Source organism: Methylobacterium sp. 13MFTsu3.1M2, assembly GCF_900112625.1.
Taxonomy (GTDB): domain Bacteria; phylum Pseudomonadota; class Alphaproteobacteria; order Rhizobiales; family Beijerinckiaceae; genus Methylobacterium.
This window is the reverse complement of the sequence record NZ_FOMM01000012.1, coordinates 192,857-216,910: the sequence shown is the minus strand read 5'-3', so window position 1 is coordinate 216,910 and position 24,054 is coordinate 192,857. Positions and strand designations below refer to the sequence as shown.

The 24,054-nt window shown below is 69.6% G+C and carries 18 protein-coding genes; 11 read left to right on the top strand and 7 right to left on the bottom strand.

What is annotated here, in order from left to right:
- Positions 1-75 precede the first annotated feature (75 nt).
- A complete protein-coding gene (locus BM314_RS13725) occupies positions 76-987 on the top strand; it encodes a LysR family transcriptional regulator (protein WP_091978471.1) in 912 nt (303 codons plus the stop codon).
- 53 nt (positions 988-1,040) lie between these two features.
- On the opposite strand, the gene BM314_RS13720 is transcribed toward BM314_RS13725, so the two are convergent.
- Complete coding sequence (locus BM314_RS13720; RefSeq protein ID WP_091978470.1) at positions 1,041-1,919, bottom strand: SDR family oxidoreductase; 879 nt, start codon at positions 1,917-1,919, stop codon at positions 1,041-1,043.
- Between the two features lie 122 nt (positions 1,920-2,041).
- Between BM314_RS13720 and BM314_RS13715 the strand changes: the two genes are divergently transcribed.
- Positions 2,042-2,932, top strand: coding sequence for a LysR family transcriptional regulator (locus BM314_RS13715; protein ID WP_091978469.1), 891 nt, complete (start codon positions 2,042-2,044; stop codon positions 2,930-2,932).
- 52 nt (positions 2,933-2,984) lie between these two features.
- Here BM314_RS13715 and BM314_RS13710 read toward each other — a convergent pair whose 3' ends face one another.
- A complete protein-coding gene (locus BM314_RS13710; protein ID WP_091978468.1) occupies positions 2,985-3,938 on the bottom strand; it encodes a LysR substrate-binding domain-containing protein in 954 nt (317 codons plus the stop codon).
- A 108-nt stretch (positions 3,939-4,046) separates the two neighbouring features.
- Between BM314_RS13710 and BM314_RS13705 the strand changes: the two genes are divergently transcribed.
- Positions 4,047-5,336, top strand: a complete 1,290-nt coding sequence (locus tag BM314_RS13705; RefSeq protein WP_091978467.1) for a D-serine ammonia-lyase — start codon at positions 4,047-4,049, stop codon at positions 5,334-5,336.
- A 115-nt stretch (positions 5,337-5,451) separates the two neighbouring features.
- Here the strand turns inward: BM314_RS13705 and BM314_RS13700 are convergent, their stop codons facing one another.
- The 3 genes from BM314_RS13700 to BM314_RS13690 form a co-directional block, all read right to left on the bottom strand.
- On the bottom strand, positions 5,452-5,703 hold the full coding sequence (locus BM314_RS13700) for a PilZ domain-containing protein (protein ID WP_020091601.1): 252 nt from the start codon (positions 5,701-5,703) through the stop codon (positions 5,452-5,454).
- Positions 5,704-5,820: 117 nt separating this feature from the next.
- Complete coding sequence (locus BM314_RS13695; protein WP_020091600.1) at positions 5,821-6,126, bottom strand: hypothetical protein; 306 nt, start codon at positions 6,124-6,126, stop codon at positions 5,821-5,823.
- 291 nt (positions 6,127-6,417) lie between these two features.
- Positions 6,418-6,705 carry a hypothetical protein gene (locus BM314_RS13690; RefSeq protein ID WP_091978466.1) on the bottom strand — a complete coding sequence of 96 codons (288 nt, stop codon included), beginning with the start codon at positions 6,703-6,705 and terminating at the stop codon, positions 6,418-6,420.
- A 590-nt stretch (positions 6,706-7,295) separates the two neighbouring features.
- Here BM314_RS13690 and BM314_RS13685 point away from each other — a divergent pair.
- From BM314_RS13685 to BM314_RS13670, 4 genes are read left to right on the top strand one after another with little or no spacing between them, the layout of a single operon-like run.
- Entirely contained in the window at positions 7,296-10,562 is a 3,267-nt protein-coding gene (locus BM314_RS13685) for an efflux RND transporter permease subunit (RefSeq protein WP_091978465.1), read from the top strand.
- Entirely contained in the window at positions 10,562-11,947 is a 1,386-nt protein-coding gene (locus BM314_RS13680) for an efflux RND transporter periplasmic adaptor subunit (protein ID WP_091978464.1), read from the top strand. Before BM314_RS13685 ends, BM314_RS13680 begins: the two co-directional genes overlap by 1 nt.
- Positions 11,948-11,952: 5 nt before the next feature.
- Positions 11,953-12,804 carry a response regulator transcription factor gene (locus tag BM314_RS13675; RefSeq protein WP_307188506.1) on the top strand — a complete coding sequence of 284 codons (852 nt, stop codon included), beginning with the start codon at positions 11,953-11,955 and terminating at the stop codon, positions 12,802-12,804.
- Positions 12,791-14,176: a sensor histidine kinase gene (locus tag BM314_RS13670; protein ID WP_020091595.1), complete on the top strand. Its 1,386-nt coding sequence runs from the start codon at positions 12,791-12,793 to the stop codon at positions 14,174-14,176. Before BM314_RS13675 ends, BM314_RS13670 begins: the two co-directional genes overlap by 14 nt.
- Before the next feature lie 78 nt (positions 14,177-14,254).
- Here the strand turns inward: BM314_RS13670 and BM314_RS13665 are convergent, their stop codons facing one another.
- Together BM314_RS13665 and BM314_RS13660 are read right to left on the bottom strand one after the other, a co-directional pair.
- Entirely contained in the window at positions 14,255-14,548 is a 294-nt protein-coding gene (locus tag BM314_RS13665) for a hypothetical protein (protein ID WP_020091594.1), read from the bottom strand.
- Positions 14,549-15,110: 562 nt separating this feature from the next.
- Positions 15,111-16,712: a porin gene (locus tag BM314_RS13660; protein WP_091978463.1), complete on the bottom strand. Its 1,602-nt coding sequence runs from the start codon at positions 16,710-16,712 to the stop codon at positions 15,111-15,113.
- A 750-nt stretch (positions 16,713-17,462) separates the two neighbouring features.
- On the opposite strand from BM314_RS13660, the gene BM314_RS13655 reads away from it, so the two are divergent.
- From BM314_RS13655 to BM314_RS13640, 4 genes are all read left to right on the top strand, one after another.
- Positions 17,463-19,235: an ethylbenzene dehydrogenase-related protein gene (locus BM314_RS13655; RefSeq protein WP_091978462.1), complete on the top strand. Its 1,773-nt coding sequence runs from the start codon at positions 17,463-17,465 to the stop codon at positions 19,233-19,235.
- 14 nt (positions 19,236-19,249) lie between these two features.
- A complete protein-coding gene (locus tag BM314_RS13650) occupies positions 19,250-20,287 on the top strand; it encodes a 2Fe-2S iron-sulfur cluster-binding protein (RefSeq protein WP_091978461.1) in 1,038 nt (345 codons plus the stop codon).
- Positions 20,288-20,362: 75 nt separating this feature from the next.
- Positions 20,363-21,172, top strand: coding sequence for a PstS family phosphate ABC transporter substrate-binding protein (locus tag BM314_RS13645; protein ID WP_091978460.1), 810 nt, complete (start codon positions 20,363-20,365; stop codon positions 21,170-21,172).
- On the top strand, positions 21,169-24,030 hold the full coding sequence (locus tag BM314_RS13640; protein ID WP_091978459.1) for a putative bifunctional diguanylate cyclase/phosphodiesterase: 2,862 nt from the start codon (positions 21,169-21,171) through the stop codon (positions 24,028-24,030). Before BM314_RS13645 ends, BM314_RS13640 begins: the two co-directional genes overlap by 4 nt.
- Positions 24,031-24,054: the final 24 nt, after the last annotated feature.

Sequence of the window (24,054 nt, the reverse complement as noted above, 5' to 3'; positions counted from 1 at the left end):
GGACTGGACGTAGTCCGGCGCCGGGATCAGGATTAGCCATGGTATTCCGCATGCGCCTGTGAGCAGAGTTCAGGAATGCGGCGCGGCACCCTCGACGATCTGGCGGCTTTCGCGGCGGTGGCGCGCCATCGCAGCTTCACGCGGGCGGCCGCGGAGATGGGGCTGTCGCCCTCCGCGCTCAGCCACACGATGCGGGTTCTGGAGGCGCGTCACGGCGTGCGCCTGCTGGCCCGCACCACGCGCAGCGTCGCGCTCACTCCGGCCGGCGAGCGGCTGCTGCGGTCGGTCGGCCCCGCGCTCGAGGACGTCGCGCGCGGGCTCGACGCGCTGGCCGAGTGGCGCGGCGCGCCGTCGGGGCGGCTGCGGCTGACGACCTTCGCGTACGCCGCGCGGGCGATCCTCGAGCCCAGACTGCCCGCCTTCCTGATCGATCACCCGGCCGTCTCGGTTGAGGTGATCGTGGACGACCCCCTGACCGACATCGTCGCCGCCGGCTTCGACGCCGGGATCCGCTTCGGCGAGACGGTCGAGCGCGACATGGTGGCGGTCCGGGTCGGACCCGACCTGCGCACGGTGGTCGTCGCGACCCCGGACTACTTCGCCCGTCATCCGCGCCCGGAGAGCCCGGCTGACCTGGAAGCGCATCGCTGCGTGAACTACCGGCTCGTCGGCGGCGGCGGGTTGCTGCCCTGGGAGTTCGCCCGCGACGGCCGCGAGATCCGGGTGCGCGCGGCCGGCCAGCTCGTCGTGAACGATGGCCGGCTCGCGGCCGCCGCGATCCGGGCCGGTGCCGGGCTCGGCTACATGCTGGAAGACGAGGCGGCCGACGACCTGGCCGCGGGCCGTCTCGTCCAGGCGCTGGACGCGTGGTGTCCGTCGTTTCCCGGCTGCCACCTCTACTACCCCGACCGGCAGGTCACGCCCGCCCTGCGCAGCCTGATCGACGCGCTGCGGTGGCGGGAGGCGTTGCCGCCTCCCGGCCCGTGAGACCGTGCCCGCGTGACAGTGCCTGCGAGACCGTACCCGCGGGGCCTCCCCGCTCAGGCGCCCCGCCAGTCGCGGGCGACCTCACCCGCGAAGTCGCGGTAGCTGCGCGGCCTGCGGCCGAGGAGCCTCGCGAAGTCCGCAACCTCGGCCTCGGTCGCGACGGCGCCGTCCTCCTGGTAGCGGCGCATCATCACCCGCAGGTCATAGGCGAGCCAGGCGGGAGCGAAGCTCCGGAGCCGCTGCTCCAGCGCGTCGAGATCGTCTCCTCCGTAGCGGACCGCGCGCCCGAGGGCCTCGGACCAGATCTCCGCCAGGGCGTCGCCCGTCAGGGCGTCCGGCCCGACGACGTCGTAGGTCTCGGCCGGAAGACGGTCGGCCGCGCGCTCGCGGCGCAGTAGCGCGTTGGCCGCCGCCTCGGCGATATCGCGCACGTCGACCATCGAGACGCCGGCCTGCCCGAGGGGCACGGCATACAGGCCGGCCCCGAGGAGCGGCTCCTTCTGGGCGAGGTCGTTCTGCATGAAGTAGGAGGGCCGCAGCACCGTAGCGGGCAGGTCGAGGGCCGCGATCATCCGCTCGACGGCGTGCTTGCCGGTGAAGTGCGGGGCATCGACGAAGGCCTCGCTCTTGAAGACCGAGAGGTAGACGATGCCGCGCACGCCCGCGTCGCGGGCGAGGCTGAGCGTCGTGATCGCCTGGGTCAGCTCGTCCGGCGCGTTGGCGACGAGCAGGAACAGGGTGTCGACCCCGACCAGCGCCACGCGCATCGCGTCGATGTCGGCGGGATCGCCGCGGACGGCCTCGACGCCGGAGGGGAATCGCGCCTTCTCGGGCGAGCGGGTCAGAGCGCGCACGGCGGCCCCCTCGGCGACGAGATGATCGATGACGGCGGAGCCGATGCGGCCCGTGGAACCGGTGACGAGGATGGTCATGGCGGATCTCCTGGATGCGGGGCGGCCCCGAGCGGGCCGCTGATGACCCGAAGATGCGCCGTTCCTCTTCTGAGCCATAGTCGGCAAGATCGGGACTGGGTGTCCCGGATCTGGAACAGCACATGGACCTCGCGGCGCTCGCCGACTTCAATCTCGTCGCCGGCCACGGCGGCTTCGGCCGCGCCGCCCGGGCGAGCGGGCGGCCGAAGGCGACGCTGTCGCGGCGCGTCGCCGAGCTCGAGGCGAGCCTCGGGACGCGGCTGATCGAGCGGGGCGAGCGCAGCCTGCGCCTGACCGAGGCGGGGGCGCTCCTCCACGCCCGGACGGGGCCGCTGCTCAGCGAGATCGCGGAGGCCGGCGCCGTCGTCGGTGGCGGCCTCGACCGACCCCGTGGGCGGCTCCGGGTGAGTGCGCCGCTGCTCCTGTCCGACACGCAGCTCGGCCGCGTCGCCGCGGACTTCGCCCGCGCCTATCCCGAGGTCGAGCTGGAGATCTCCGCCGAGGACCGGTTCGTCGACCCGATCGAAGAGGGTTTCGATGTGATCATCCGGGTCAATCCGAAGCCGGACGAGCGCCTCGTCGGGCGCTGTGTCCTGCGGGACGAGCTCTGGCTGGTGGCGCCGCCCGAGGTCCCGCGTCCCGAACCGTCGGCCGGGACCGACGCGGCGACCGTGCCGGCGGCGGTGCGCTGGACGCCGCGTCAGGACGAGACGTGGCAGGTTCATGACGGCCGGACGCGCCGGTCCTACGCGCCCGTGCCGGTCCTGCGCCTGTCCTCGCTGCCGATGCTGCGCGACGCCGTGGTGGCGGGCGCCGGCGCGGCGCTGCTCCCGCGCTCGCTGGTCGGGGGCGACGTGGCGGCCGGACGCCTCGCCTGCTGGGGCTGGCTGGAGGGGCCGCCGACGGAGCTGTGGGCGCTCCACACGTCCCGGCGCTTGGTCAGTCCCAAGGTGAACGCCTTCGTCGCCCATCTGGCAGCCGCGCTGTCGACGGATCGACCCGCCCGGCGGTAGATCGAGCGTTCGAACCGAGGGGCGCCGAGCGCGGCGCGCGCGGGACGGTGCCCTATCTGCATTCGGCCGCACCGTCCCGACGCGGCGCCTCGGGCGAGCCCGGAGGACCCGCCATCGTCCGGCCGAGCCAGTCCACGAAGGCCGCCGCCAGCCCCGCGGGTGGCAGGGCACGCACGAGAACGAAGTACCGGAGCCCGTTCATGACAGCTTCGTCGCCAGCCGGCACGAGGCGCCCGTCGGCGCGATAGGGCGCGACGATCAGCGATCGCCCCAGGGCGATGCCCGAGCCGCCGAGCGAGGCGCGCAGCGCCAGTTGCGCGAGGTTGAAGTAGAGATTCTGGACGCGGCCGCCCCAGGGCGCCCCGTGGACCCGTATCCAGCGATCCCACTCCTCCGAGACGCTCGCGGCCGCCTCCCACGGCGTCGCGTCGTGGAGCAGCACGACGGCCCCGCCGGGATCCGCCGCATCCCGGTAGGCCGGGGCGCAGACCGGGTAGACCGGCTCGGGATGGTCGAAGACGACCGTCGCACCGGGAGGCGGCGCCGGGCCGTAGCGGATCGCGACGTCGATACCGGACTGCGCCATGCGTCCCGGATCCAGGTCGTGGGTCTCCCCGAAGACGGCGACGTCGATGTCGGGATGCGTGTCGCTGAAGGCTTTCAACCTTGGCGCGAGCCATTCCGAGGCCAGGGAGGGGACGCAGCTGATCCGCAGCGTCGCCCGGCCCTCGCGCCGTTCCCCCCGGAGCAGGGCCTCGCCCATCCCGTCGAAGCCGCTCCGCGCCGCGGCGAACAGGTCTTGACCCGCGGCGGTCAGCCGGATCTCGCGGGTGCCCCGCTCGAGCAGCGGGTAACCGAGGCGCCGCTCCAGCCGCTGGATCCGCTGCGTGACCGCGCTCTGCGTGACGGCGAGGCGGTCGCCCGCACGGGCGAAGCCGCCCGCCTCGACCAGGACGCGGAAGAAGAACAGGTCGCCGGCCAGGCGCGCGTCGAGCCTCACGGGCATGCCCGATCATAAGCGGGCCTAATAGACCGCACCAGAGAATATAATTGGCCGCATGAGCGCCGCTCGCGCAGGGTCGGCGCGGACAAACCGGGCAGGATCGGGAGCGCCATGGCAGCCGTCGGCGGGATGGAGACTCGACTATCGGGCGACCGGATTCCGGAGGCGGTCAGGCGCGCCAGCCCCACGGTCTGGATGAACCCGGCGCTGGACGCCACCGCGTCCGTCCTGCCCGGACTCGCGACCGGCCGTGCCGACGTGGACGCGGCCGTGGCGCGCTGGCAGCGGTTCGCGCCGCTCCTGGCGCGCCTCTTCCCCGAAGAGGGCGCCGGCCGGATCGACTCGCCGCTCGTCCCGCTGGAAGAGCGCCTGTCCCGTGACATCCTGGACGGTGCCGACGGGCGCGTGCTGGTGAAGGCCGACCACGCGCTGCCGGTGACCGGCTGCATCAAGGCGCGCGGCGGCGTCTACGAGGTCCTGGCCTATGCCGAGGACCTGGCCGCGCGGGCCGGGCTGCTCACCGAGGGGCGATCCTACGCGGCCTTCGCCGACCCGGAATTCCGCGCCCTGTTCGCCCGCCACGTGATCGCGGTCGGCAGCACCGGCAATCTCGGCTTCAGCGTCGGCCTGATGGGGCGCTCGCTCGGCTTCGCGGTCGAGGTCCACATGTCCCACGACGCCAAGGCGTGGAAGAAGCAGCGCCTGCGCGAACTCGGCGCCCGCGTCGTCGAGCATCGCGGCGATTACGGGGCGGCGGTCGCGGCGGCCCGCGGCGCGTTCGCCGGCCGCGCGGACGCCCATTTCGTCGACGACGAGGATTCCGTCGACCTGTTTCTCGGCTACGCGGCCGCGGCCCTCGACCTTCAGCGCCAGCTCGCGGAGGCCGGGATCGCGGTGAGGCCGGCGCATCCCCTGTTCGTCTATCTGCCCTGCGGCGTGGGCGGTGCGCCGGGCGGCGTCGCCTTCGGTCTGAAGCTCTTGTTCGGTGACGCCGTGCACCCGGTCTTCGTCGAGCCGGTCGCGTCCCCGTGCATGCTGGTTCAGCTCGCGGCCGGTCTCGAGCGCCCGGTCAGCGTCTACGATGTCGGCCTCGACAACCGCACCGCGGCGGACGGGTTGGCCTGCGCCTCCGCGTCGATGCTGGTGGCCCGGACGCTTGAGAAGCTGGTGGCCGCCGTGGTCACGGTGCCCGACGACGCGCTGTACCGCTGGCTCAGGGTGATGTGGACCGAGGCGGGCCTGCGCCTGGAGCCCTCCGCGGCGGCGGGCTTCGCGGCGGCCGGGCGCTTCGCCGCCACGCTGCCCGCGGCGGTCGGCGCCGCGGCCACCCACGTGATCTGGACGACCGGCGGCGCGCACCTCCCGGCCGAGGAATTCGAGGCGGCCCTCGCCCGCGGTTGAGGCGCGCTGGACGTCTTCTCAAAAACCGAGACCGCGCGGCCGCGGCTCCTCGATCGTGCCCGATCGCCAGGCGATCCGCGGCCGATTCAAAGTGAGTACCAGACCCGGACGACGGTCACTCCATCAGGTCGGTCAGGGCCCCGATCTCGTCGGCGTTCTTCCAGACCGTCTCGCAGCCGATCACCGTGTCGGTGGCGTCGATCGTCAGCGTGAACGCGGGGGGCACCCGCTCGGTCCCGACGAGCCGGAGGCGAACACCCCACCGCGACATGTCGTGCACCACGCAGGGGATGGCGGGATGGCCGGCCACCGAGATGCATCCGCTCAGGTTGACGGAGACGCGTCGGGCGTTGCGCTGGTTGTCCATAAGTACTCCGCGCTAGAGCGCCGGAGCATAAGCGGCGACCGATCAAGGGCCGGTTTACGAACTGAACTCAATTGCGCCTAAAATTCGCGTCGAGGTGGCTAATACCGTAGTCTCGACCTACCGGTTGGGAAGCCACCGGGAGACGAAGGTCAGCGGACGCGACGTGCCGGCCCGGCCGTCGGCATCCGCACGCGCGTCCTCGTCCGGCAGCAGCGACCCGATCAGGCGGAGCAGCTTCTCCCGCTCCTCTCCGGTGAACAGCACGAGGAACGAACCGAGATCCAGTTGGACCTCCGGCGCATCATCGCCCGGGGAGTGAGAGACGTAGGGCTGTCCGGTCTGGAGGTCGCGCATCAGGGCCCAGCGGTCGCCGCCGACGCCGACATGGAATTCGCGCGCTATCCGTGGGCCCTGTTCAATCATTGCTCATCCCGCACGCGGTCAACGTGCAATTTTCAACGGGATAGAGCGCGCAAACGCCTTGCGATATAACCTGGCTCAAGAATTCACAGGTATCGTCGACTGCAGCCCCACCGGCGCGAGCCGCCGGTGGCGGGATATCGGCGCGGTCTCGGGCTGGAGGTCGGTGCACTTGCGGCGCAGGATCGCGGACGATCCGACGCCGGACTGACATGTCCCGTCTCCGCGCGGCAGACGGCGCGTATTCGGACCGAGAAGGGCGAGCGCTCCGCTCTCGCCCGGTCGGCGCCGGCCCTAGCGATACGCGTGGGGGCGTGAGCGCTCGAAGGCGGCCGCGCAGGCCGTGTCGAAGAGCTTGCAGGGCGGCGGGGCGTCGCCCGGTTCGACGAGCATGGGCTGTCCGCGGATGTCTCCGGTGGCGTGAGCCTGCGAGTACCGTGACCGCGGGTCGAAGTAAGGATCCGAAGTGTAACTGCTCATGAAGGCGCCCCCTGCCGGCATCTCGCTCTCGGACAGCGCCACGCCGGTCTGCAGCGCCAGTGAGAGCACCGAGACCAGGAGCAGCAGACATCGTCTGGTCATAGGCCCGCGCCTCCTCGCGCGCACGAGATCGGCAGCGCGGACGCCGCGCTCCGGATGTCCTGGATGTGTTCGACGGGACCGCCGCGGGCGTCTGCGGCCGGTCTCTGCGAGCAGGCCCGCCACAACGCGTGCGCGCTTCGGAACAGCCGCCCGACGGGATCACCGCGTGGCCGCGACGCGCTGCCTTCAGCGACGTTGGCGGGTCAGCCCACCTCGACATTCGGAAGATGGCGCAAGCCGAGCGCGCACTGCAATCAAATAGGCTTTTCAGCAGTGAAAACGGAATTGATTTGAGAAATTTTCTTTAAAATTCGATGCGCGCCCGTCCGGCCGCGGCCTGGGACGGAGACAGTTCAAGAATCGGATTCGCGACGCACTTTAGAGATTCAACGCCGCTTTAAGTTTCTTAAACGCGCTTTATTTTGTCGTGCCGAATTCATTCGAAGAGTGTCTTTGCCAGGACTATAACTTCGGCGTGCCGGGCATTCGCCCTGCCTTCTCTTCGCACACGAGGCTTGATCGGCTCCCAGTCCACGCGGGCACCCCGCGGGAATGGGAGCCGGGTCACGGCGGGACACCCGACTGATCACATGGAACTCGTCCGGTTCGCTCTGAAGTTTCGCAAGAGCTTCTATGTTCTTGCCGTCCTCATGTTCCTCGCGGGGCTCGGCTCGATCACCGTCGCGCCGAAGGACGTGCTGCCCGCCGTCGATATCCCGGTGGTGGTGGTGGTGTGGACCTATAACGGTCTCGACGCGACCGACATGGTCCAGCGCATCACGAACTACAGCGAGTTCTCGCTGTCGAGCAACGTGAACAACATCCGCCGGATCGAGTCGACGTCGATCCAGGGCACGGTGACCGAGCGTATCTACTTCGATTCCGCGGTCAGCATCGATCTGGCGATGACCCAGGTCGACTCGGCGATGAACGCGATCCGCTCGCGCATGCCGCCGGGCGTGCAGCCCCCCGTCATCATGCGCTTCTCCGCCTCGTCGGTGCCCGTCATTCAGATGGCGCTGTCGTCCTCGAAGCTGCCGCTCACCAAGGTCTTCGACTACGCCCAGTACCGGACCCGCCGCCGGCTCGCCGAGGTGCCGGGCTCGACCCTGCCCTCCCCCTACGGCGGCGCGCCGCGTCAGGTCATGGTCGATCTCGACCCCGGCAAGCTGCGCGCGATCGGCATGACGCCGCTCGATGTCCTGAACGCGGTCCTCAAGCAGAACCTCGTCGTGCCCTCGGGCCTCGCGAAGATCGGGACGCAGCAGTACACGGTGCGGCTGAACTCGAGCCCGCAGCTGGTCGATCAGCTCAACCGCATTCCCATCAAGGTCGAGAACAACCAGCCGGTCCTGCTGCGCGACGTCGCCCATGTCCGGGACGGCTCGCCCCCGCAGATCAACATCGTCCGCGCCGACGGCCACCACTCCGTCCTGTTGCAGGTCCTCAAGAACGGCGCGGCCTCGACCCTGGACGTCGTGAACGCCGTCAAGGCCGCGCTGCCGGACATCCACGCGGCCGCGCCGAAGGGCATGACCATCACGCCGCTGTTCGATCAGTCGGTCTTCGTCTCGGACGCCATCTCCGACGTGGTGCGCGAGGCGGTGATCGCGGCGGGGCTCACGGGTCTCGCCATCCTGCTGTTCCTCGGCTCCTGGCGCTCGACCATCGTGGTGCTGGTGTCCATCCCGCTCTGCATCCTGACCTCCCTGTCGATCCTGGTTGCTCTGGGCCAGACCATCAACGTGATGACCCTGGGCGGCCTCGCCCTGGCCGTCGGCATCCTCGTGGACGACGCGACGGTCGCGATCGAGAACACCTACCGGATGTTCGAGGAAGGCTTCTCCTTCCGGCGCTCGGTGGTCGAGGGCGTGGCCGGCATCGCCAAGCCGGCCCTGATCTCCACGCTGGCGATCTGCTCGGCCTTCTCGGCGGTCTTCTTCCTCACGGACGCGCCCCGCTACCTCTTCGTCCCGCAGGCCGAGGCGGTGGTCTTCGCGATGCTGACCTCCTACCTCCTGTCGCGGACGCTGGTGGCGATCCTCATCGACGTCCTGGTCGCCCCGGAATACGCCCGGCATCACGGCCCGGCCGCCGAGGTCGATGGGGCGTCACCACCCCGCCGCCGCTCCGTCCTCGGCCAGATTCTCCGCGCGCCGACACGGCCCCTCGCCTGGCTGCTTCAATATCCGCTGCGCGGTGCCCTCGCCTTCCGCAACGCGTTCGAGCGCGGGTTCGCGCGCTTCCACGCGGGCTATGTCGGCCTCCTGTCCGCGGTGCTCGGCCACCCGGCCCGCGCGCTGTCCGGCGCGCTCGCCGTCTTCGCGGTGACGGCCGCGATCTTCCCCTTCGTCGGTCAGGACTACTTCCCGCAGATCGAATCCAGCCAGATGACCCTGCATATCCGCACGCGTCCGGGCGAGCGGATCGAGCAGGCGGAGAAGACCTTCGCGCAGGTCGAGGACGTCGTCCGGCAGGTCGTCCCGAAGGACGAGCTGGGGCTCATCCTGGACAATATCGGCCTCCCCGCCTCGAACTACAACTTCGCCTTCATGGATGCATCGTTCGTCGCCTACAATGACGGGCAGATGCTCATCAACCTGAAGGGTGAGCATAAGCCGATCTCGTTCTACGAGAAGCGGCTGCGCCAGGTCCTGCACCAGGCCTTCCCCGACGACACCTTCTACTTCCAGCCGTCCGACATCATCACGCAGATCCTGAATTTCGGGACCGTCGCGCAGATCGACGTGCAGGTCTCCGGGCGGCACGATGCCGAGGACCTCGCCGTGGCGCAGGACCTCGTCCGCCGCATCGCGGCGGTCCGCGGCGCCGTCGACGTCCACCTGCACCAGATCGTCGACGCCCCGCAGATGTACGTGAACGTCGACCGCAGGCTGGCCTCCGAGATGGGCGTCAGCGAGCAGTCCATCGCGCAGAACCTGAACGTCTCGCTCTCCGGCTCCTTTCAGGTCAGCCCGAACTTCTGGGCCGATCCCAAGTCCGGCATGCCGTACCAGCTCTGGGTCCAGACGCCGGAGTGGCGCAACGCCGACATCACGCAGCTGATGAACACGCCGGTCTCGGTGCACACGGACGCGGGTGACAGGCCCGGCATCCCGATCCTGCTGTCGAACATCGCCACGATGCAGCGGCAGCCTGAGCAGACCGTGATCAACCACGTCAACCAGCAGCCGACCTTCGACATCCTCGCCAACGTCCAGAACGCGGATCTCGGCAGCGTCCGAAACGCCGTGGACCGGATCGTCGCCGAGGAGCAGGTCAAGCTCCCGGCCCCGGACAAGATCCTCGTCCGCGGCCAGATCGAGAGCATGGAGAGCGCCTTCTCGCGCATCGAGCTCGGGCTCGGGATCGCGCTGGTGGCGGTCTACCTGCTGCTCGTCCTGAACTACCAGACGTGGGTCGACCCCTTCGTGGTCATCGCCGCCCTGCCGCTGGCCTTCTGCGGCATCGTGATGAGCCTGTTCATCAGCAGCACGGCGTTCTCGATCCCCGCCCTGTTCGGCGCGATCATGTCGGTCGGCGTGGCGAGCGCGAACTCGATCCTGCTCGTCACCTTCGCCAAGGAGCACCGCGAGGCCACCGGCTGCTCTGCCCGCGAGGCCGCCCTGATGGCCGGCCATACCCGCCTCCGGCCGGTGCTCATGACCGCCTCCGCGATGTTCTTGGGCCTGATCCCGATGGCGATCGGGTCCGGCGAAGGCGCCGAGCAGAATGCCGCCCTCGCCCGCGCGGTGATGGGCGGGATCGGGATGGGCACCGTCTCGACCCTGCTCTTCGTCCCCCTTCTCTACACCCTGCTCCGCCGCAACCCGATCAAGCCCCTCGAGGATTATTGATGACCCGTTTCAACGACGCCCCCGGGAGCGGCGCCGAGGCTGCCGCGCGGGCGCACCAGCACGCGGTCGAGATCGACCCGCTGCGGCAGGACGGGGCCGGCGAGGCCCTCGTCCACGCGGTGCCGCCGCCGCCGCGCAAGCGCCCGTTCCTCGTGGCGTTCCTCGCGCTCGGCAGCGCCCTCGGCCTCGGCGCCTGGCACCATTGGGAAACCTACCAGGCCTCCCTGGTGACGCAGGCCGAGGCCGTGAACTTCGTTCCGACGGTCCGCACCGGGCCGGCGCAGGTGGATGACGGGCCCATGACGCTGACCCTGCCGGGCCAGACCGAGGCCTTCGACCATGCCGACATCTTCGCCCGCGCCACCGGCTACATCGCCGAGCGCCGGGTCGACATCGGGTCGCGGGTCAAGAAGGGCGACCTGCTGGTCCGGATCGCCGCGCCCGACCTCGACCAGCAGGCCCGGCAGGCCGAGGCCCAGCTCGGCCAATTCAAGGCGCAGCTCGCCGTGGCGCAGGCGGATGTGGAGCAGGCCAAGGCCAGCGTGACGCTCGCGAACGTGACCGACGCCCGCACCGCGACGCTGGCCGGACAAGGCTGGGCCTCGAAGCAGAACGCCGATCAGACCCGGGCGGGGATGCTGACCGCCACCGCGACCCTCGCCGCCGCGCAGGCGAAGGTGAAGGTCGCGGAAGCCAACATCACCGCCCAGCAGGCGACCGTCGACCGGCTCCGCACGCTGACCACCTTCGAGAACGTCGTCGCGCCGTTCGACGGCATCGTGACCGCCCGCAAGGTCGATGTCGGCGACCTCGTCCACGGCGATGCCGGCTCCGGGACGCCGCTCTTCACGGTCGACAGCACCGATGTCCTGCGCGTCGCGGTGCAGGTGCCGCAATCGGCCGCCGTGGGTATCCGCGGCGGGGTGAAGGCGCGGGTCCAGGTCGCGCAGATCGCGGACCGGACCTTCGACGGCACGGTCTCGCGCAGCTCGGTGGCTCTCCAATCCTCGGTGCGGACGCTGGACACGGAGGTCGACGTCGCCAATCCCGACGGGGTCCTGCGGCCGGGCCTCTACGTCGCCGTCACCTTCGCGGTGCCGCGCACGCATCCGCGAGTGATCGTGCCGTCCGAGGCGCTCATCTTCGACGCGGAGGGGACGCGCGTGGCCGTGGTCGGGGCGGACGACACCGTCCGGCTCCGGCCGATCACGATCGCGCGCGATCTCGGCACGCGCCTCGAGCTGCGCAGCGGCCTCGACAGCGGCGAGACCGTCGTCCTCAACCCGCCCGCCGGCCTTCAGGACGGCAGCCGCGTCGTCCCCCGCGGCTCCGTCGCCTCCCAGGTCCCGACAGCCAAGCTCTCCGAGCAGGCGAGCGCGGAGTGAGGCGCATGGTCCAGATCCCTCGCTCCCTTGTAAGCTTCGCCGGCGGGATGACGCAGGTCGGCCGCCGCGACCGAACCGCATTTGACTCCGGCTCCGAAGAGGATAATTCCACCTCTCCCTCCGAGCCTCAGGAGACCAGACAGGGCCGGCGAATACAAAATAAGAAGGAAAAACGAATGGCCAGCGTATTGGTAGTCGAGGACGACCGGCGGGTCGCCGCGGAGATCGGTTCGGCCCTCGCGGAATACGGATTTCAGGTCGACGAAGCCCCCAGTGGCAGCATCGGACTACGCAAGGCCCTGGACGGTAACTTTGACGTGATCGTGCTCGACCGGATGCTCCCGGAGATCGACGGCCTGTCGCTGCTGACCGAGTTGCGCGCCGCGAAGGTCTCGACGCCGGTCCTGATCCTCAGCGCCCTGTCGGCCGTCAACGAGCGCGTCGACGGGCTGCGCGCCGGCGGCGACGACTACTTGGCCAAGCCATTCGAGTTCATCGAGCTGACCGCCCGCGTCGACGCGCTGGCGCGGCGCAAGATGGCGGCCGAGGCGGTGAACGAACTCGTCGTCGGCGACCTGCGCCTCGACCTGATCGAGCGCGTCCTCCATTGCGGGAACCGGGAAATTGAGCTCCTGCCCAAGGAATTCGCGATCATCGAGTTCCTGATGCAGAACGCCGGCACGCTGGTGAGCCGGAAGATGATCTTCGAATCCGTCTGGGGCTACAGCTTCAATCACCAGTCCAGCGTCATCGACGTCCACATCGGCAAGATCCGCAAGAAGCTCGATCCCGACGGGCTGAACCCGCGGATCCACACGGTGCGCAACACGGGCTTCATCCTCCGTGCGCCTTCTTGAGGTCCGGCGCACCAGCGGCTTCCGGGTCGCGTGCCTGTTCTTCGCGACCTTCGGGACCGCCTCGCTGGCGCTCTCGGGCTTCCTCTACGTCGACACGCGCAGCTACGGCCGCAAGGCCGCGTTCGAGTGGGTCGAGTGGGAATCGAAGCACCTCCTGAACCTGTCGCCGCGCGCGCTGCGCGAGCGGATCGACGCGTCCGAGGATTTCGCCGAGGGCGGCCGCCCGCTCGTCCTGTTCGGGCCCGACCACGTGCGCCGGGCCGGCGCGCCGATCGCCTTCCCCGACAGGGCGCCGATCGGGAAGCCGTTCATCCTGGCGCAGCCGCTGGATCACCGCAGCCGCACGCTCTTCAGCCAGCTCACCGAGCTTCCGAGCGGCGAGTATGTGCTGGTCAGCCGCTCGGCCCAGGATCTCCAGTCCCTCGAGAAGGCGCTGGTCGAGACCTTTGTCTGGGGCATGGCCGCCACCATCGTGATCGGCCTGATCGGCGCCGTCGTGTTCGGCGCCGGCTCGCTGCGGCAGAACGATGCGATCACCAAGGCGGTCGAGCGCATCATGCGCGGCGACCTGAGCGAGCGCCTGCCGACGCGCGGCGTCTCGGCCGACCTCGCTCACCTCACGCGCGTCGTGAACGACATGCTCGACCAGCTCGAGCGGCTGATGCTGGAGATCAAGGGCGTCAACGAGAACATCGCCCACGACCTGCGCACCCCGCTGACCCGGGTGGTCGGCACGCTGGAGCGGTCGCTGCGCAAGGCCGACAGCGTCGCGGCCTTCCGCGCCTTCAACGAGGACGTCCTGGCCGAGGTCAAGAGCATCGTCGTCCGGTTCTCGGCCCTGCTGCGCATCTCCGAGATGGAGGACCGCCTGCGCCGATCGGGCTTCACCCAGGTCGATCTCGGCCGGCTGCTCGAGGATGCGGTGGAGTACTACGAGCCCCTGGCGATCGAGCGCGACATCCGACTTCTCTGGGACCGGCCGGACGGCCCGTGCGCGATCGAGGGCGACCGCAGCCTGATCTTCGAGGCGGTGAGCAACCTGATCGACAACGCCCTGAAGTTCACGCCGGCCGGCGGGCAGGTGACGGTCGCGCTGCTCCGGAATCCGACGGGGATCCAGGTCACCGATACGGGCTGCGGCATCCCCGCGGAGGAGCTGAGCGCTGTGCGCGCCCGCTACCGCCGCGGTGCGCTGAAGACCGACAAGAGCGGCTTCGGGATCGGCCTGAGCCTCGTCGATTCCATCGCGCGGCTGCACAGCGCCACCTTCGACATCGCCTCCGACGGGAGCGGCTGCCGCGTGACCCTCAGCTGGACCCACAGCGTCGCGGGGCACCCGTCGATCGACCTCCTGCCGGCCGCATCCCTCTGACGCCGTCGTCACGCCGTCGCGCCCGGCCGGTCCCGCATCGCGGGGCGTGCCGGGCGCGGGGCCGTACCGGGTGGGCGCTCAGTAGGCGGGCTGTCCGCGGCGGCGCTCGCGGCTGTTGAGATGGCTCCACTGGCGATTGGCCGGGACGGTCTCGACCGCGCTGGGCCGCTGGATCGCGGCGCTGTAGCCGGTCGCCCCCTCCCACATGCCGCCCGCCTTGTCGTTGCCCTCGGAGGCGGACCACGCGTCGAGGCCGCTGCCGTTGGTCCGGACGATGAGGCTGGGATCGATGGTCGCGCCACCGTCCTGAGCGAGAGCAGGTCCCGCGATCAGCATCGCGCCCATCGAGCAGGCCAGGACGATGTTCTTCATGATGATCTCCCGTTACACAAGCTGTCGCTCACCGGCGACGTGGTAGTAATATGCTGCAATACCCATTTAAACTCTATATTTTATTGCGGAATAATTCTTTCGCTCTTTGGACGGGCTTCAATCTTGAAACGATTTTTGAATTTCTCGTGGAGGATGGGCTCAGGTCGGCCACATCCCGGTCGCCGGGATCGGGGCTTGTGTCGCCCAGGCCTGACGGAAAATCCTGCCCGGCTTGCGCCGGCAGCGAGCACGAAAAAGCCGACCGGTTGCCCGGTCGGCGAAGTCGTATGGGTCTGAAGCTCTGGGTCAGACCGGCCCTGCCCTGGTACCCGGGCCAGCCGCTCTGAAACCATAGCATCCGCTCGGTCGGCGGCGAAGCAAGCCGCTGAAGAGCTGACTCTCTTGTAGATGATTTTGCGTCGATCGCAAGCAAAAGATCTTTTATTTGTTGAATATGGCCCAATTTACGAGACAACTTACTTGGCGTTCCAAATAGAGAAGCCCGGCCTTGCGGCCGGGCTCGAGACTGGACGTTGCGCCCGCGAAGGCGCGTCGGATCGGTTCAGAAATCCCGCTGCACGCGGAACCGGAATTGGGCCGCATCCTGTGAATTGACGTAGCGCAGCGCGTTCTTCGAGATGTCCGGCGTGACGCCGCTGTTGAGCGCCGTGCGGATGTACTCGCCCTCGACGCCGATATCGAGATCCTTCACGGGGGTCCAGATCAGGCTGGCGCCGGTGATCATCTGGTTGTTGCCCCGCAGGATGGGACTCGTGGCGAAGGCCAGGGCATTCGACGCACTGGCGCCGGCCGGGGCGAAGCCGAAGCCGAGGAGGCCCAGCGCGTTGCGCCCCTTGGAGTTGTAGTCGATCTGCGCGTAGCTGCCGAAGAAGGCCGAGCGCCAGGCAGGCGACCAGTAATGGAGCAGGGAGGCGACAGCGGAGAACGAGGTCGACAGTTCGAGGCGGCCGGTCGCGGGATTGAGCACCGCGTCGGCGTAGTATTGCGCGAACGAGCCGCCGCCGACCGGCGCCGCGCCGAGGGCGTCGTACGGCGCCGTGTAGTTGGAGATGCCCGTATAGGCGATGGCACCCTGCCCGTAGGCGCCCTGGAGGTAGAGCGTGTCGCCCGTCGCGATGAACGGCAGGTTGACCTTCAGGCCGCCCTGGACCGCCCAGCCGTAGGCGTTCGAGGCGCGTCCCGTCGGCGAGATGCCCAGGCCGGTCGTGGCGGTGGTGATGCCCGCGACCGTGCTGCCGGCGTCGCCGGCATTGATCTCGTGGACGGCGGCCGAGAGCTGCGCCGAGCCCCAGGCCTGGTCGATGCGGGCCGCGCCGACGAAGTCCGGCATGCGGCTCTTCTGGGTGACGTCGACGAAGGCGACATTGCCGGGACCGACGACGATCGGCGCCAGCCAGGTCGAGGGGGTGAACGGGTTGAAGGCGTTGCTGTAGCCCGCGAAGCCGCCACCGGCCGTGAAGGCCCCGACGGCCGAGCCTGTGCCGAAGATCGGGAAGCGCCGGTAGGTCGGATCTTCCATCGAGGCGGTCAGCGTGATGCCGTTCCCGAGGATCGCCGAATAGGCGAGCAGGTTCGTGCTGAACGTATCGGAGCCGGCCGTGCCGCCGATCAGCTCGAAGTCGTGCGCGTAGAAGTCGAAGAAGGAGGACGCGCGGCCCGCGGTGAGCCCGGCGAACTGAATGAAGGCCTTATCGGCGTTGACGTAGGTCTGCGTGCGCCCGAAGGCGTCGGCGCCGAGGCCCGCGATGGCCAAGCTCTCGCGCTGCCGGGATCCCGAGGTCAGGAACGGGCCGCTGCGGTTGGCGACATCGATGCGCAGGAAGGCGCGCAGGGTTCCGTAATCGGTCTGGGTCCGCGAATCGAGGTTCAGACGCATCAGGCCGAGATAGCCGGTGAGGTCGCCGCCGCCGCCCGTGCGAACCTTGCTGGTCTGATACAGAAAGTCATACCGCGCCCGTCCGGACAGACGAATGCAGGTATCGGTCCCGGGGATGTAGAAGAAGCCGGCGCCGTAGGCGTTGCAAACGCGTACGAACTCGACCGGCGCAGCCTTGAACGTCGGGAGATCGGCAGCGTACGCACCGCCGATCGGGATCATCAGGGCCGAGGAGCCCAGTAACAGCGCCTTGATTCTGGTCATCATATCCCCGCATCCGACGCCGTGGTCGTGCCACTGCCAGCGTCAACCCAATGATCCGCGTTCACGCACGTGTACGGGTCCCGACACAGTGCGACGTCGCAGTATTTTTTGAGAATTGGCCGCTCTATCGCTCGGCAGCTTGACCGTATCTGTCAAGATTTGATTTTACAAATAAATTGCGATTGCGTTTTTCAACCGAAATTGACTTCCTGAAATTTGTTTTTGTATCTGAATTGATCACGGAAATGGGAGCGCGGGGGGAGGCGAGCTGCGGATCGCGGCCGCGTCGGCTCAGCGAGGCTGGTTGATGGCTCGGTCCATCGCGTGGACTCCGCCGACCGAGACCTTGAGTTCTGCGCCGTGGATGTCGCTAGCAGGGATTAAGAGGCATCTGCCGCCCTATCAGGCCTGCTCCCCGAGATCCGGCGACAGATCCCGTGCCGGCGCTAGGAGTCCCTGTCTCCAAGCATTCCTGACTGAGCGCTCTGTCGTGACAGGTGGCTGAGGTGTCGCTCTGAGGCCGTACCCTGTCGGCCGCGTCCGCCTGCCATCGACGCGCGACCCGAAACGGTTTGCGCCGCGGCGGGGCGGAGCCACGGCATGCCCTGCTGACCGACCGGGCCGCAACCGCCGTTAAGCATATCGATCAAGAGTTATAGATTGCAAAGCTCGGCTATATCGCGCGGCCGGCATCATGATTTACAAAGTTCTAACGTAGCGCGTCCAATTTGCGGCGACGGTGCGGAGGATCGAATGTCGGAACCGCTGACCCTCGCGCCGCATCCGCCCGGCGGAGCCGAGACCGCCCCCGGGTGGCGCAGTACAGCCGCCGCGCAGGTCGACCGGCATCCCCGCTCCGATGTCGGGACCATCGTGATCCACTGGGTGGTCGCCATCGCCATGGTGGCGAGCCTGCTCACGGGCCTGCGCATCTCGGCCGACGCGCCCGTGGCGCGGACCGCGAAGTTCCTGGCGCCCCTGCTTCCGCAAGGTGAAGTCTGGACCGTCCACTTCGTGGCCGGCCTGACCCTATTCTTCGGAATCACCGCCTATCTGGTCTACCTCGTGCGCGGGCGTCTCACGGATCGCAACGGCCTGTCGCGGCTCCGCGCCGTCCGTGTCAGCGGGCGAAGCAAGGCCGCCCGGAAGGCACGTTGGGGCGGCATCAACGTCGCGCTGCACTGGCTGATCTACGCCGTCACGCTCGTCCTGACGGGTACCGGGGTCGCGCTCTACCTCGGCTATGGCGGCTGGGTGGTCTGGCTGCACGCCACCTGCGCGCTGGTCGCCCTGGCCTACATCGCGGTCCATACCCTCGCGCACTTCATGTATGGCGGCCTGTGGCAGCTCCTTCGGTTGTTCCGTCCGACGGCCCTGGCGGACGGTGCGGCGCGGCGGCGGCGACCGCTCCTGGCCGCCGCCATCATCGGCCTCCCCGTCGTCGGCGGCCTCGCCTTCGCGGATGTGAGAGGCCGCTCCACGCTGGTGATCGACAAGGTGTCGGCTGGGCCCGACCTGTCGAAGCTCCTCGAAGACCCGGTCTGGCGCACCGCGCGCCCGGTCTCGGTCCGGACGATGCAGGGGGCCAATTTCGGCGGGACCGGTGAGACCACCGTCGAGATCCGCGCCGTGCGCGACGCGACGAACGTGTATTTCGCCTTCCGCTGGTGGGACCCGTCGCGCTCGCTCAAGCGCGTCCCGATGATCAAGAAGGCGGACGGCTGGCACCTCCTCGACGCGGACGCGGCGCGCGCGGACGTGACCGCCTACTACGAGGACAAGCTGGCGGTGATCTTCTCGCGATCCGACGCGTTCGGCAGCGGCGGGTCGACCCATCTCGGCGCCCGGCCGCTGCCCGACGCCCCCGCCCCGCTCAATGGCCGCGGCTACCACTACACCACCGACGGCAGCTACATCGACATGTGGCAGTGGAAGGCGGCCCGCGGCGGCATGCTCGGCGTCGTCGAGGACATGCATATCGGTCCGCCCACCGACCCCACCGCCGCCGAGCGGGCCGTGAAGGGCCGCTACCAGGCCGGCTACTGGGGCGATCCCGGCACCAGCGCGTACCGCTACAACTTCAAGTTCGAGGGTCCGGGCGGCTACGCGGGGGCGGTCGAGCCGCTGCGGCTTCCCAAGGACTGGCAGGCGACGGTGGCCAGGCTCGGCACCGTGGATCTGGACTTCGATGCCAGCACGTCGCCGGGCTCGGCGTGGTGGATGGTCGAGAAGACCGAGACGGTGCCGTACTCGGCGGCCGCCGACGCGGAGATCCCGGTCGGCACCGTGATGCCGGGCGTGCTCATGACCGACGGCTATACAGGGGACCGCGCCGGGATCTCGGCGGCCGCCGACTGGGCCGACGACCACTGGACCCTCGTCGCCGCGCGCAAGATCGCGACCGGCAGCAAGTACGACGTCGATTTCCTGCCGGGAAACACCTTCTACCTGTATGTCTCGGCCTTCGATCACACGCAGACGCGGCACACGCGGCACATGCGGCCGGTCGAAGTCCTTCTGCGCTGAGCCGGGAGCGCGCCGTGGCCGAACGCGTCACCCTCGTCATCAACGGAAGGCGGGTCAGCGCCAGCGCCGGCCAGACCCTGCTCGACGCGGGTCTGGCGGCCGGCCAGGCGATCCCGCACGACTGCGCCACCGGGCAGTGCGACACCTGCCGCGTCCGGATCCATGCGGGCGCGGTCGACGATGCGGGGACGCGCATCGGCGAGACCGTGCAGGCCTGCCGGGCTCGCCTGACCACCGACGCGGTCATCGAATTCGACGAGGTTCCGGAAGCCGTCCGGCGGGCCGGCACCGTGGACCGCGTCGTCGATCTCACCGCCGAGATCGTCGAGGTGACGGTCGCGCTGCGCAAGCGGCTGACCTACCTGCCCGGCCAGTATGTCCGGGTCTCCTTCGCCGGGCTGCCCGCGCGGGACTACAGCCCGACCCTGCGCGCGGACGGCTCGGGCGAACTGAACGAATTGATCTTCCAGATCCGCCGCCAGCCCGACGGCGCGGTCTCGCCGCTGCTCGGCGGCAGGATCGGACCGGGAACCGCGGTGAAGGTCGAGGGCCCGTTCGGGACCGCCTTCCACCGGCTCGGGCGCGGCCGTCTCGTGATCGTCTCATCGGGCGTCGGCTGGGCGCCCGCCTGGGCGGTCGCCCGCGCGAGCCGGATGCGTGAGCCGGAGCGCGACCTGCTCGTCGTGGCCGGCGCGCGGCACCCGCAGAACCTCTACATGCGCCCGGCGCTCGACTGGCTGCGCGAGCGGGGGGCGACGACGGTCCTGACCTGCAGCGGCGGCAACCCGCCTCCGGATGCCCGGCCCGGGCGGCCGACGCTCCACATGCCGATGCTCACGCGCGACGACACCGTTCTCGCGGCGGGCGCCCCCGAGATGGTCGCGGCTGTCCAGTTCCTCGCCGCGGCGACCGGGGCGACCTGCTACGCCGATCCCTTCTACGCGGCCGCACGTGGCGCGGACGGGAAACCGCCGTCCGACACGAACTTCCTGCAGCGCTTCCTCCAGCGCGTCGCGGGTCATCGGACCGCTAAAACGGAGCCTGTCGCCTAGCAGATCGTCAACCACACCTTCGGTGTACGGTATCCGGTGACCTCGGGTTAAGCACTCGAGGCGCATTCTCGGGTTATGGCACTGTTATTCACGTCTCTTCGGCGCATCATCGCGGGTGGAATCATCCTCCTGGCCCTGCCGGCCGCCGCGCGCGCGGACGACCTCGCGGTCGTCGGCACGGGCGACGGGATCGAGATGCTCCAGGCCGTGGCGGCCGCCTACAATGCCGAGAGCGGCAGCGCGCGCGTGTCGGTGCCGCCGAGCATCGGTTCCGGCGGCGCCGTCGCGGCCGTGGGCGGCGAGCGCCAGAGGCTCGGGCGGGTCGCGCGCCCGCTGACCGAGGCAGAGAAGGCCCAGGGACTCGTGGAGGTGCCGCTCGCCCGCATCCCCTCGGCGATCTTCGTCCATCAGGGCGTCGGCGTCACCAACCTGACCAGCGCGCAGACCGCCGCGATCTTCGCCGGCACGGTCGACAATTGGAGCGCCCTCGGCGGCCCCGATCTGAAGATCCGCGTCGTCCGGCGCGAGGACACGGACAGCACGCTCACGGTCCTGCGGGCCACCATGCCGGGCTGGCGCGACCTCGTCCTGACCAGCCGCTCGAAGACGGCGACCACGACCCAGGACGCGATCGCCACGGTGCGGGAGACGCCCGGCGCGATCGGCTTCGGACCGTACTCGCCGGCGCTCGCGGGCGATCTCGCGGTCCTGACGATCGACGGCCGGGCCCCGCGCGATCCGACCTATCCGAGCGCCGTGACCCTCGCGCTGATCTACAAGGCCGCCACGCGCGACGCCGCGGCGTCGGCGTTCCTCGCCTTCGCGACCTCCGACCGCGCGGGACAGGTCATGGCGGAGCGGGGCGGCGCCCCGCTCAGGCCGTGACGGGCACCGTCTTCTCGCGTTCCCTGCGCGCGCGCCTCGTCGGCGCCACGCTCTCGACGGCCGCGATCGCGCTGGCGGCGTTGGTTTTCCTCGTGGTTCTGCGCTCCGGCCAGACGCTCCGCGAGCAGGCGCAGGAGGTCTCGACCTGGTCCGAGGCCCAGCTCTCCGACCGCCTGCTCAGCGACGCCAAGCTCGCCGCGGCGCGGCTCCAGATGCAGCGCGAGGACGTCGAGCGGCGCTTCGCCACCATGTCGAAGCGCTGGGACGTCGCGAAGGCGGTGTTCTCCGGCAACACGGTGGCGGCCTCGGAGCTTCTGCGGCCGGCTCTCGCCCTCGCCGATCTCGACGGCGCCATCGCCTTCGACCTCAATCTCCGCGCGCTGACCGCCGACCGCGTCGAGGCGGACCTCCTCGCCGCCAACGCGGCGTTCCGGACCTCGCCCGTCGCGGCGTCCCTGCGGGCCGTGCTCGCCCGCAACGATCGGGAGCACGCGGACGGGTTCGTGCTGTCGCTGCGCTGGGACGACGCGCTCGCGCGGGCGCTCGCCGCCACCGAGAGCGGCACGGTCGCCGACATCTTCGGCGAGCCGCTGTTCGACGATTTCGGCGAGGTGATCGGCGGCCTCGTCGGGTACCGGGTCCTGCGCGCGCACGAGCCGACCCTGACGGCGTTCGCGTCCCTCAGCAACCGCGACGTCCTGATCCTCGCCGACCAGAACCTCCTCTCCTCGGCGGGCTCGGAGGTCTCCAACGCCCAGCTCGGACCCGCGTCGGGCGCTGAGCTGCACGCCGTGCTCGGCGCCGAGAAGGTCGCGCGCTGCATCCCGCAGCCGCCCGACATACGCCTCTGCGTCGCGGCGCCGCTGCGGGAGCTGCAGCAACTCACCGGCAAGGTCGTGGGCATCGGCGAGGAGAGCTCGCGCGCGCTGCTGCGGACGCTCAGCGTCGTCGCCGGTCTCACGCTGTGCCTCGTCGCCGTCGTCATGCTCTTCCTGTCGAGCCGGATCACCCGTCCCCTGGTGCGCATCACCCAGACGGTCTCCGAGGTCGCGCGCGGCAACTGGCACGTCAGCGTGCCCGATATCGACCGTGCCGACGAGGTCGGCGATATCGCCCGGGCCGTCGTCGTGCTCGAGCATTCCCTCTCGGAGCGCGATCAGCTGCGCGACGACGTGTTCCGGCAGAACACGGTCCTGACGGAGCGCGAGCGGCAGCTGCAGGAGCAGAACGAGCGCTTCGACGCCGCCCTGAACAACATGTCCCAGGGCCTGTGCATGTTCGGCGTCCACGGCCGGCTCAAGGTCTACAATTCCCAGTTCTGCCGGATCTACGGGATCGCTCCGGGCGTGCTGGATCTCGACCCGACACAGGATGAGGTTCACCGGCTCGCCGGTCTCACGGACTGGTCGGCCGCGGAGAGCGGGCCGATCCGCCGGACCCTCACCCGGACGCTCGCCGACGGCCGCTGCATCGAGATCACGGTCGAGCCGATGGCCGATGGCGGCTGGGTGGAGACCCACGAGGACGTCACCGCGAGCGTCACCGCGCAGGCGCGGATCGCGCATCTCGCGACCCACGACGCGCTGACCGGCCTCTCGAATCGAGCGCTCCTGGCCGACCGTCTGGCCGCCGCCTTCGCGGACCATGCGGTCGGCGGCCGGGCGGTGACCGTCATCTGTCTCGACCTCGACGACTTCAAGGGCATCAACGACACCCTCGGACATCCGGCCGGCGACGAGCTCCTCCGACAGGTCGGCCGCCGCCTCACCGGACTGTGCCCGTCCGGCGGCACGGTGGCACGCCTCGGCGGCGACGAGTTCGCGATGGTCCTCTTCGAGGCAGACCTGTCGGACGGCGTCCTCGCCCTGGCGGAGCAGATCCTGATCCAGCTCAGGCGGCCGTTCTTCCTCGCCGGCCAGTTCGTGTCCGTCGACGGGAGTCTCGGTATCGCCGTCTCCGGCACGGAGGATGCCGACGGCGACGATCTCCTGCGCCGCGCCGACGTCGCCCTCTACGCCGCGAAGGCCGACGGCGGTCGGCGCGTCCGCGTCTTCGAGCAGGAGATGGAGGAGCGTCAGAACCAGCGGCGCTGGCTGGAACGCGAGCTGCGGCTGGCGATCGGCACCGCGCAGATCGAGCTGCACTATCAGCCGCTGTTCGACCTGGCGACGAACGCGGTGACGAGCTTCGAGGCCCTCGCGCGGTGGCACCACCCGGAACGCGGGATGATCTCGCCCGGCGAGTTCATCCCGGTCGCCGAGGCGACGGGGCTGATCGACGCCCTCGGCGCCTACGTGCTCGAACGGGCCTGCGCCGATGCCATGACATGGCCTGGCTCCCTGCGGGTCGCCGTCAACATCTCGCCGATCCAGTTCCGCGAAGGCAATCTCGACCGGTTCGTCGAGGAGGTCCTGCTGAAGACCGAGCTGCCGAGCCACCGTCTCGAGCTGGAGATCACCGAGTCGGTCATTCTGAGCCAGGATCAGGCGAGCTTCGAGATGCTGAGCCGCCTGCGCTCCTTAGGCGTGCGGTTCTCGATGGACGATTTCGGGACCGGCTACTCGTCCCTCTCCTCCCTGAACACCTTCCGCTTCGACAAGATCAAGCTGGACCAGTCCTTCGTCCGGAACCTCCTGGAGAAGGACGAGGCGGCGGCGATCGTCCACGTCGTCGCCGAACTCGGCCGCAGCCTGAAGATCACGACGACGGCCGAGGGTGTCGAGACCCCGGAGCAGCTGGCCCGGCTGCGGGCGAGCGGGTTCTCGGAGGTCCAGGGCTACCTGCTGAGCAGGCCGATCCCGGCCGCTGGCGTGGCGGCCTTCATCAACGCGCAGGAGCATATCCACGTCGCGGCCTGAGCGGGCCGCGCAACGGCCCGTTGG

Bases quoted from the DNA above. Each gene is read 5' to 3' on its own strand.
- BM314_RS13725 (WP_091978471.1), top strand. From the start codon at position 76: ATGCGGCGCGGCACCCTCGACGATCTGGCGGCTTTCGCGGCGGTGGCG.
- BM314_RS13720 (WP_091978470.1), bottom strand. From the start codon at position 1,919: ATGACCATCCTCGTCACCGGTTCCACGGGCCGCATCGGCTCCGCCGTC.
- BM314_RS13715 (WP_091978469.1), top strand. From the start codon at position 2,042: ATGGACCTCGCGGCGCTCGCCGACTTCAATCTCGTCGCCGGCCACGGC.
- BM314_RS13710 (WP_091978468.1), bottom strand. From the start codon at position 3,938: ATGCCCGTGAGGCTCGACGCGCGCCTGGCCGGCGACCTGTTCTTCTTC.
- BM314_RS13705 (WP_091978467.1), top strand. From the start codon at position 4,047: ATGGCAGCCGTCGGCGGGATGGAGACTCGACTATCGGGCGACCGGATT.
- BM314_RS13700 (WP_020091601.1), bottom strand. From the start codon at position 5,703: ATGGACAACCAGCGCAACGCCCGACGCGTCTCCGTCAACCTGAGCGGA.
- BM314_RS13695 (WP_020091600.1), bottom strand. From the start codon at position 6,126: ATGATTGAACAGGGCCCACGGATAGCGCGCGAATTCCATGTCGGCGTC.
- BM314_RS13690 (WP_091978466.1), bottom strand. From the start codon at position 6,705: ATGACCAGACGATGTCTGCTGCTCCTGGTCTCGGTGCTCTCACTGGCG.
- BM314_RS13685 (WP_091978465.1), top strand. From the start codon at position 7,296: ATGGAACTCGTCCGGTTCGCTCTGAAGTTTCGCAAGAGCTTCTATGTT.
- BM314_RS13680 (WP_091978464.1), top strand. From the start codon at position 10,562: ATGACCCGTTTCAACGACGCCCCCGGGAGCGGCGCCGAGGCTGCCGCG.
- BM314_RS13675 (WP_307188506.1), top strand. From the start codon at position 11,953: ATGGTCCAGATCCCTCGCTCCCTTGTAAGCTTCGCCGGCGGGATGACG.
- BM314_RS13665 (WP_020091594.1), bottom strand. From the start codon at position 14,548: ATGAAGAACATCGTCCTGGCCTGCTCGATGGGCGCGATGCTGATCGCG.
- BM314_RS13660 (WP_091978463.1), bottom strand. From the start codon at position 16,712: ATGATGACCAGAATCAAGGCGCTGTTACTGGGCTCCTCGGCCCTGATG.
- BM314_RS13655 (WP_091978462.1), top strand. From the start codon at position 17,463: ATGTCGGAACCGCTGACCCTCGCGCCGCATCCGCCCGGCGGAGCCGAG.
- BM314_RS13645 (WP_091978460.1), top strand. From the start codon at position 20,363: ATGGCACTGTTATTCACGTCTCTTCGGCGCATCATCGCGGGTGGAATC.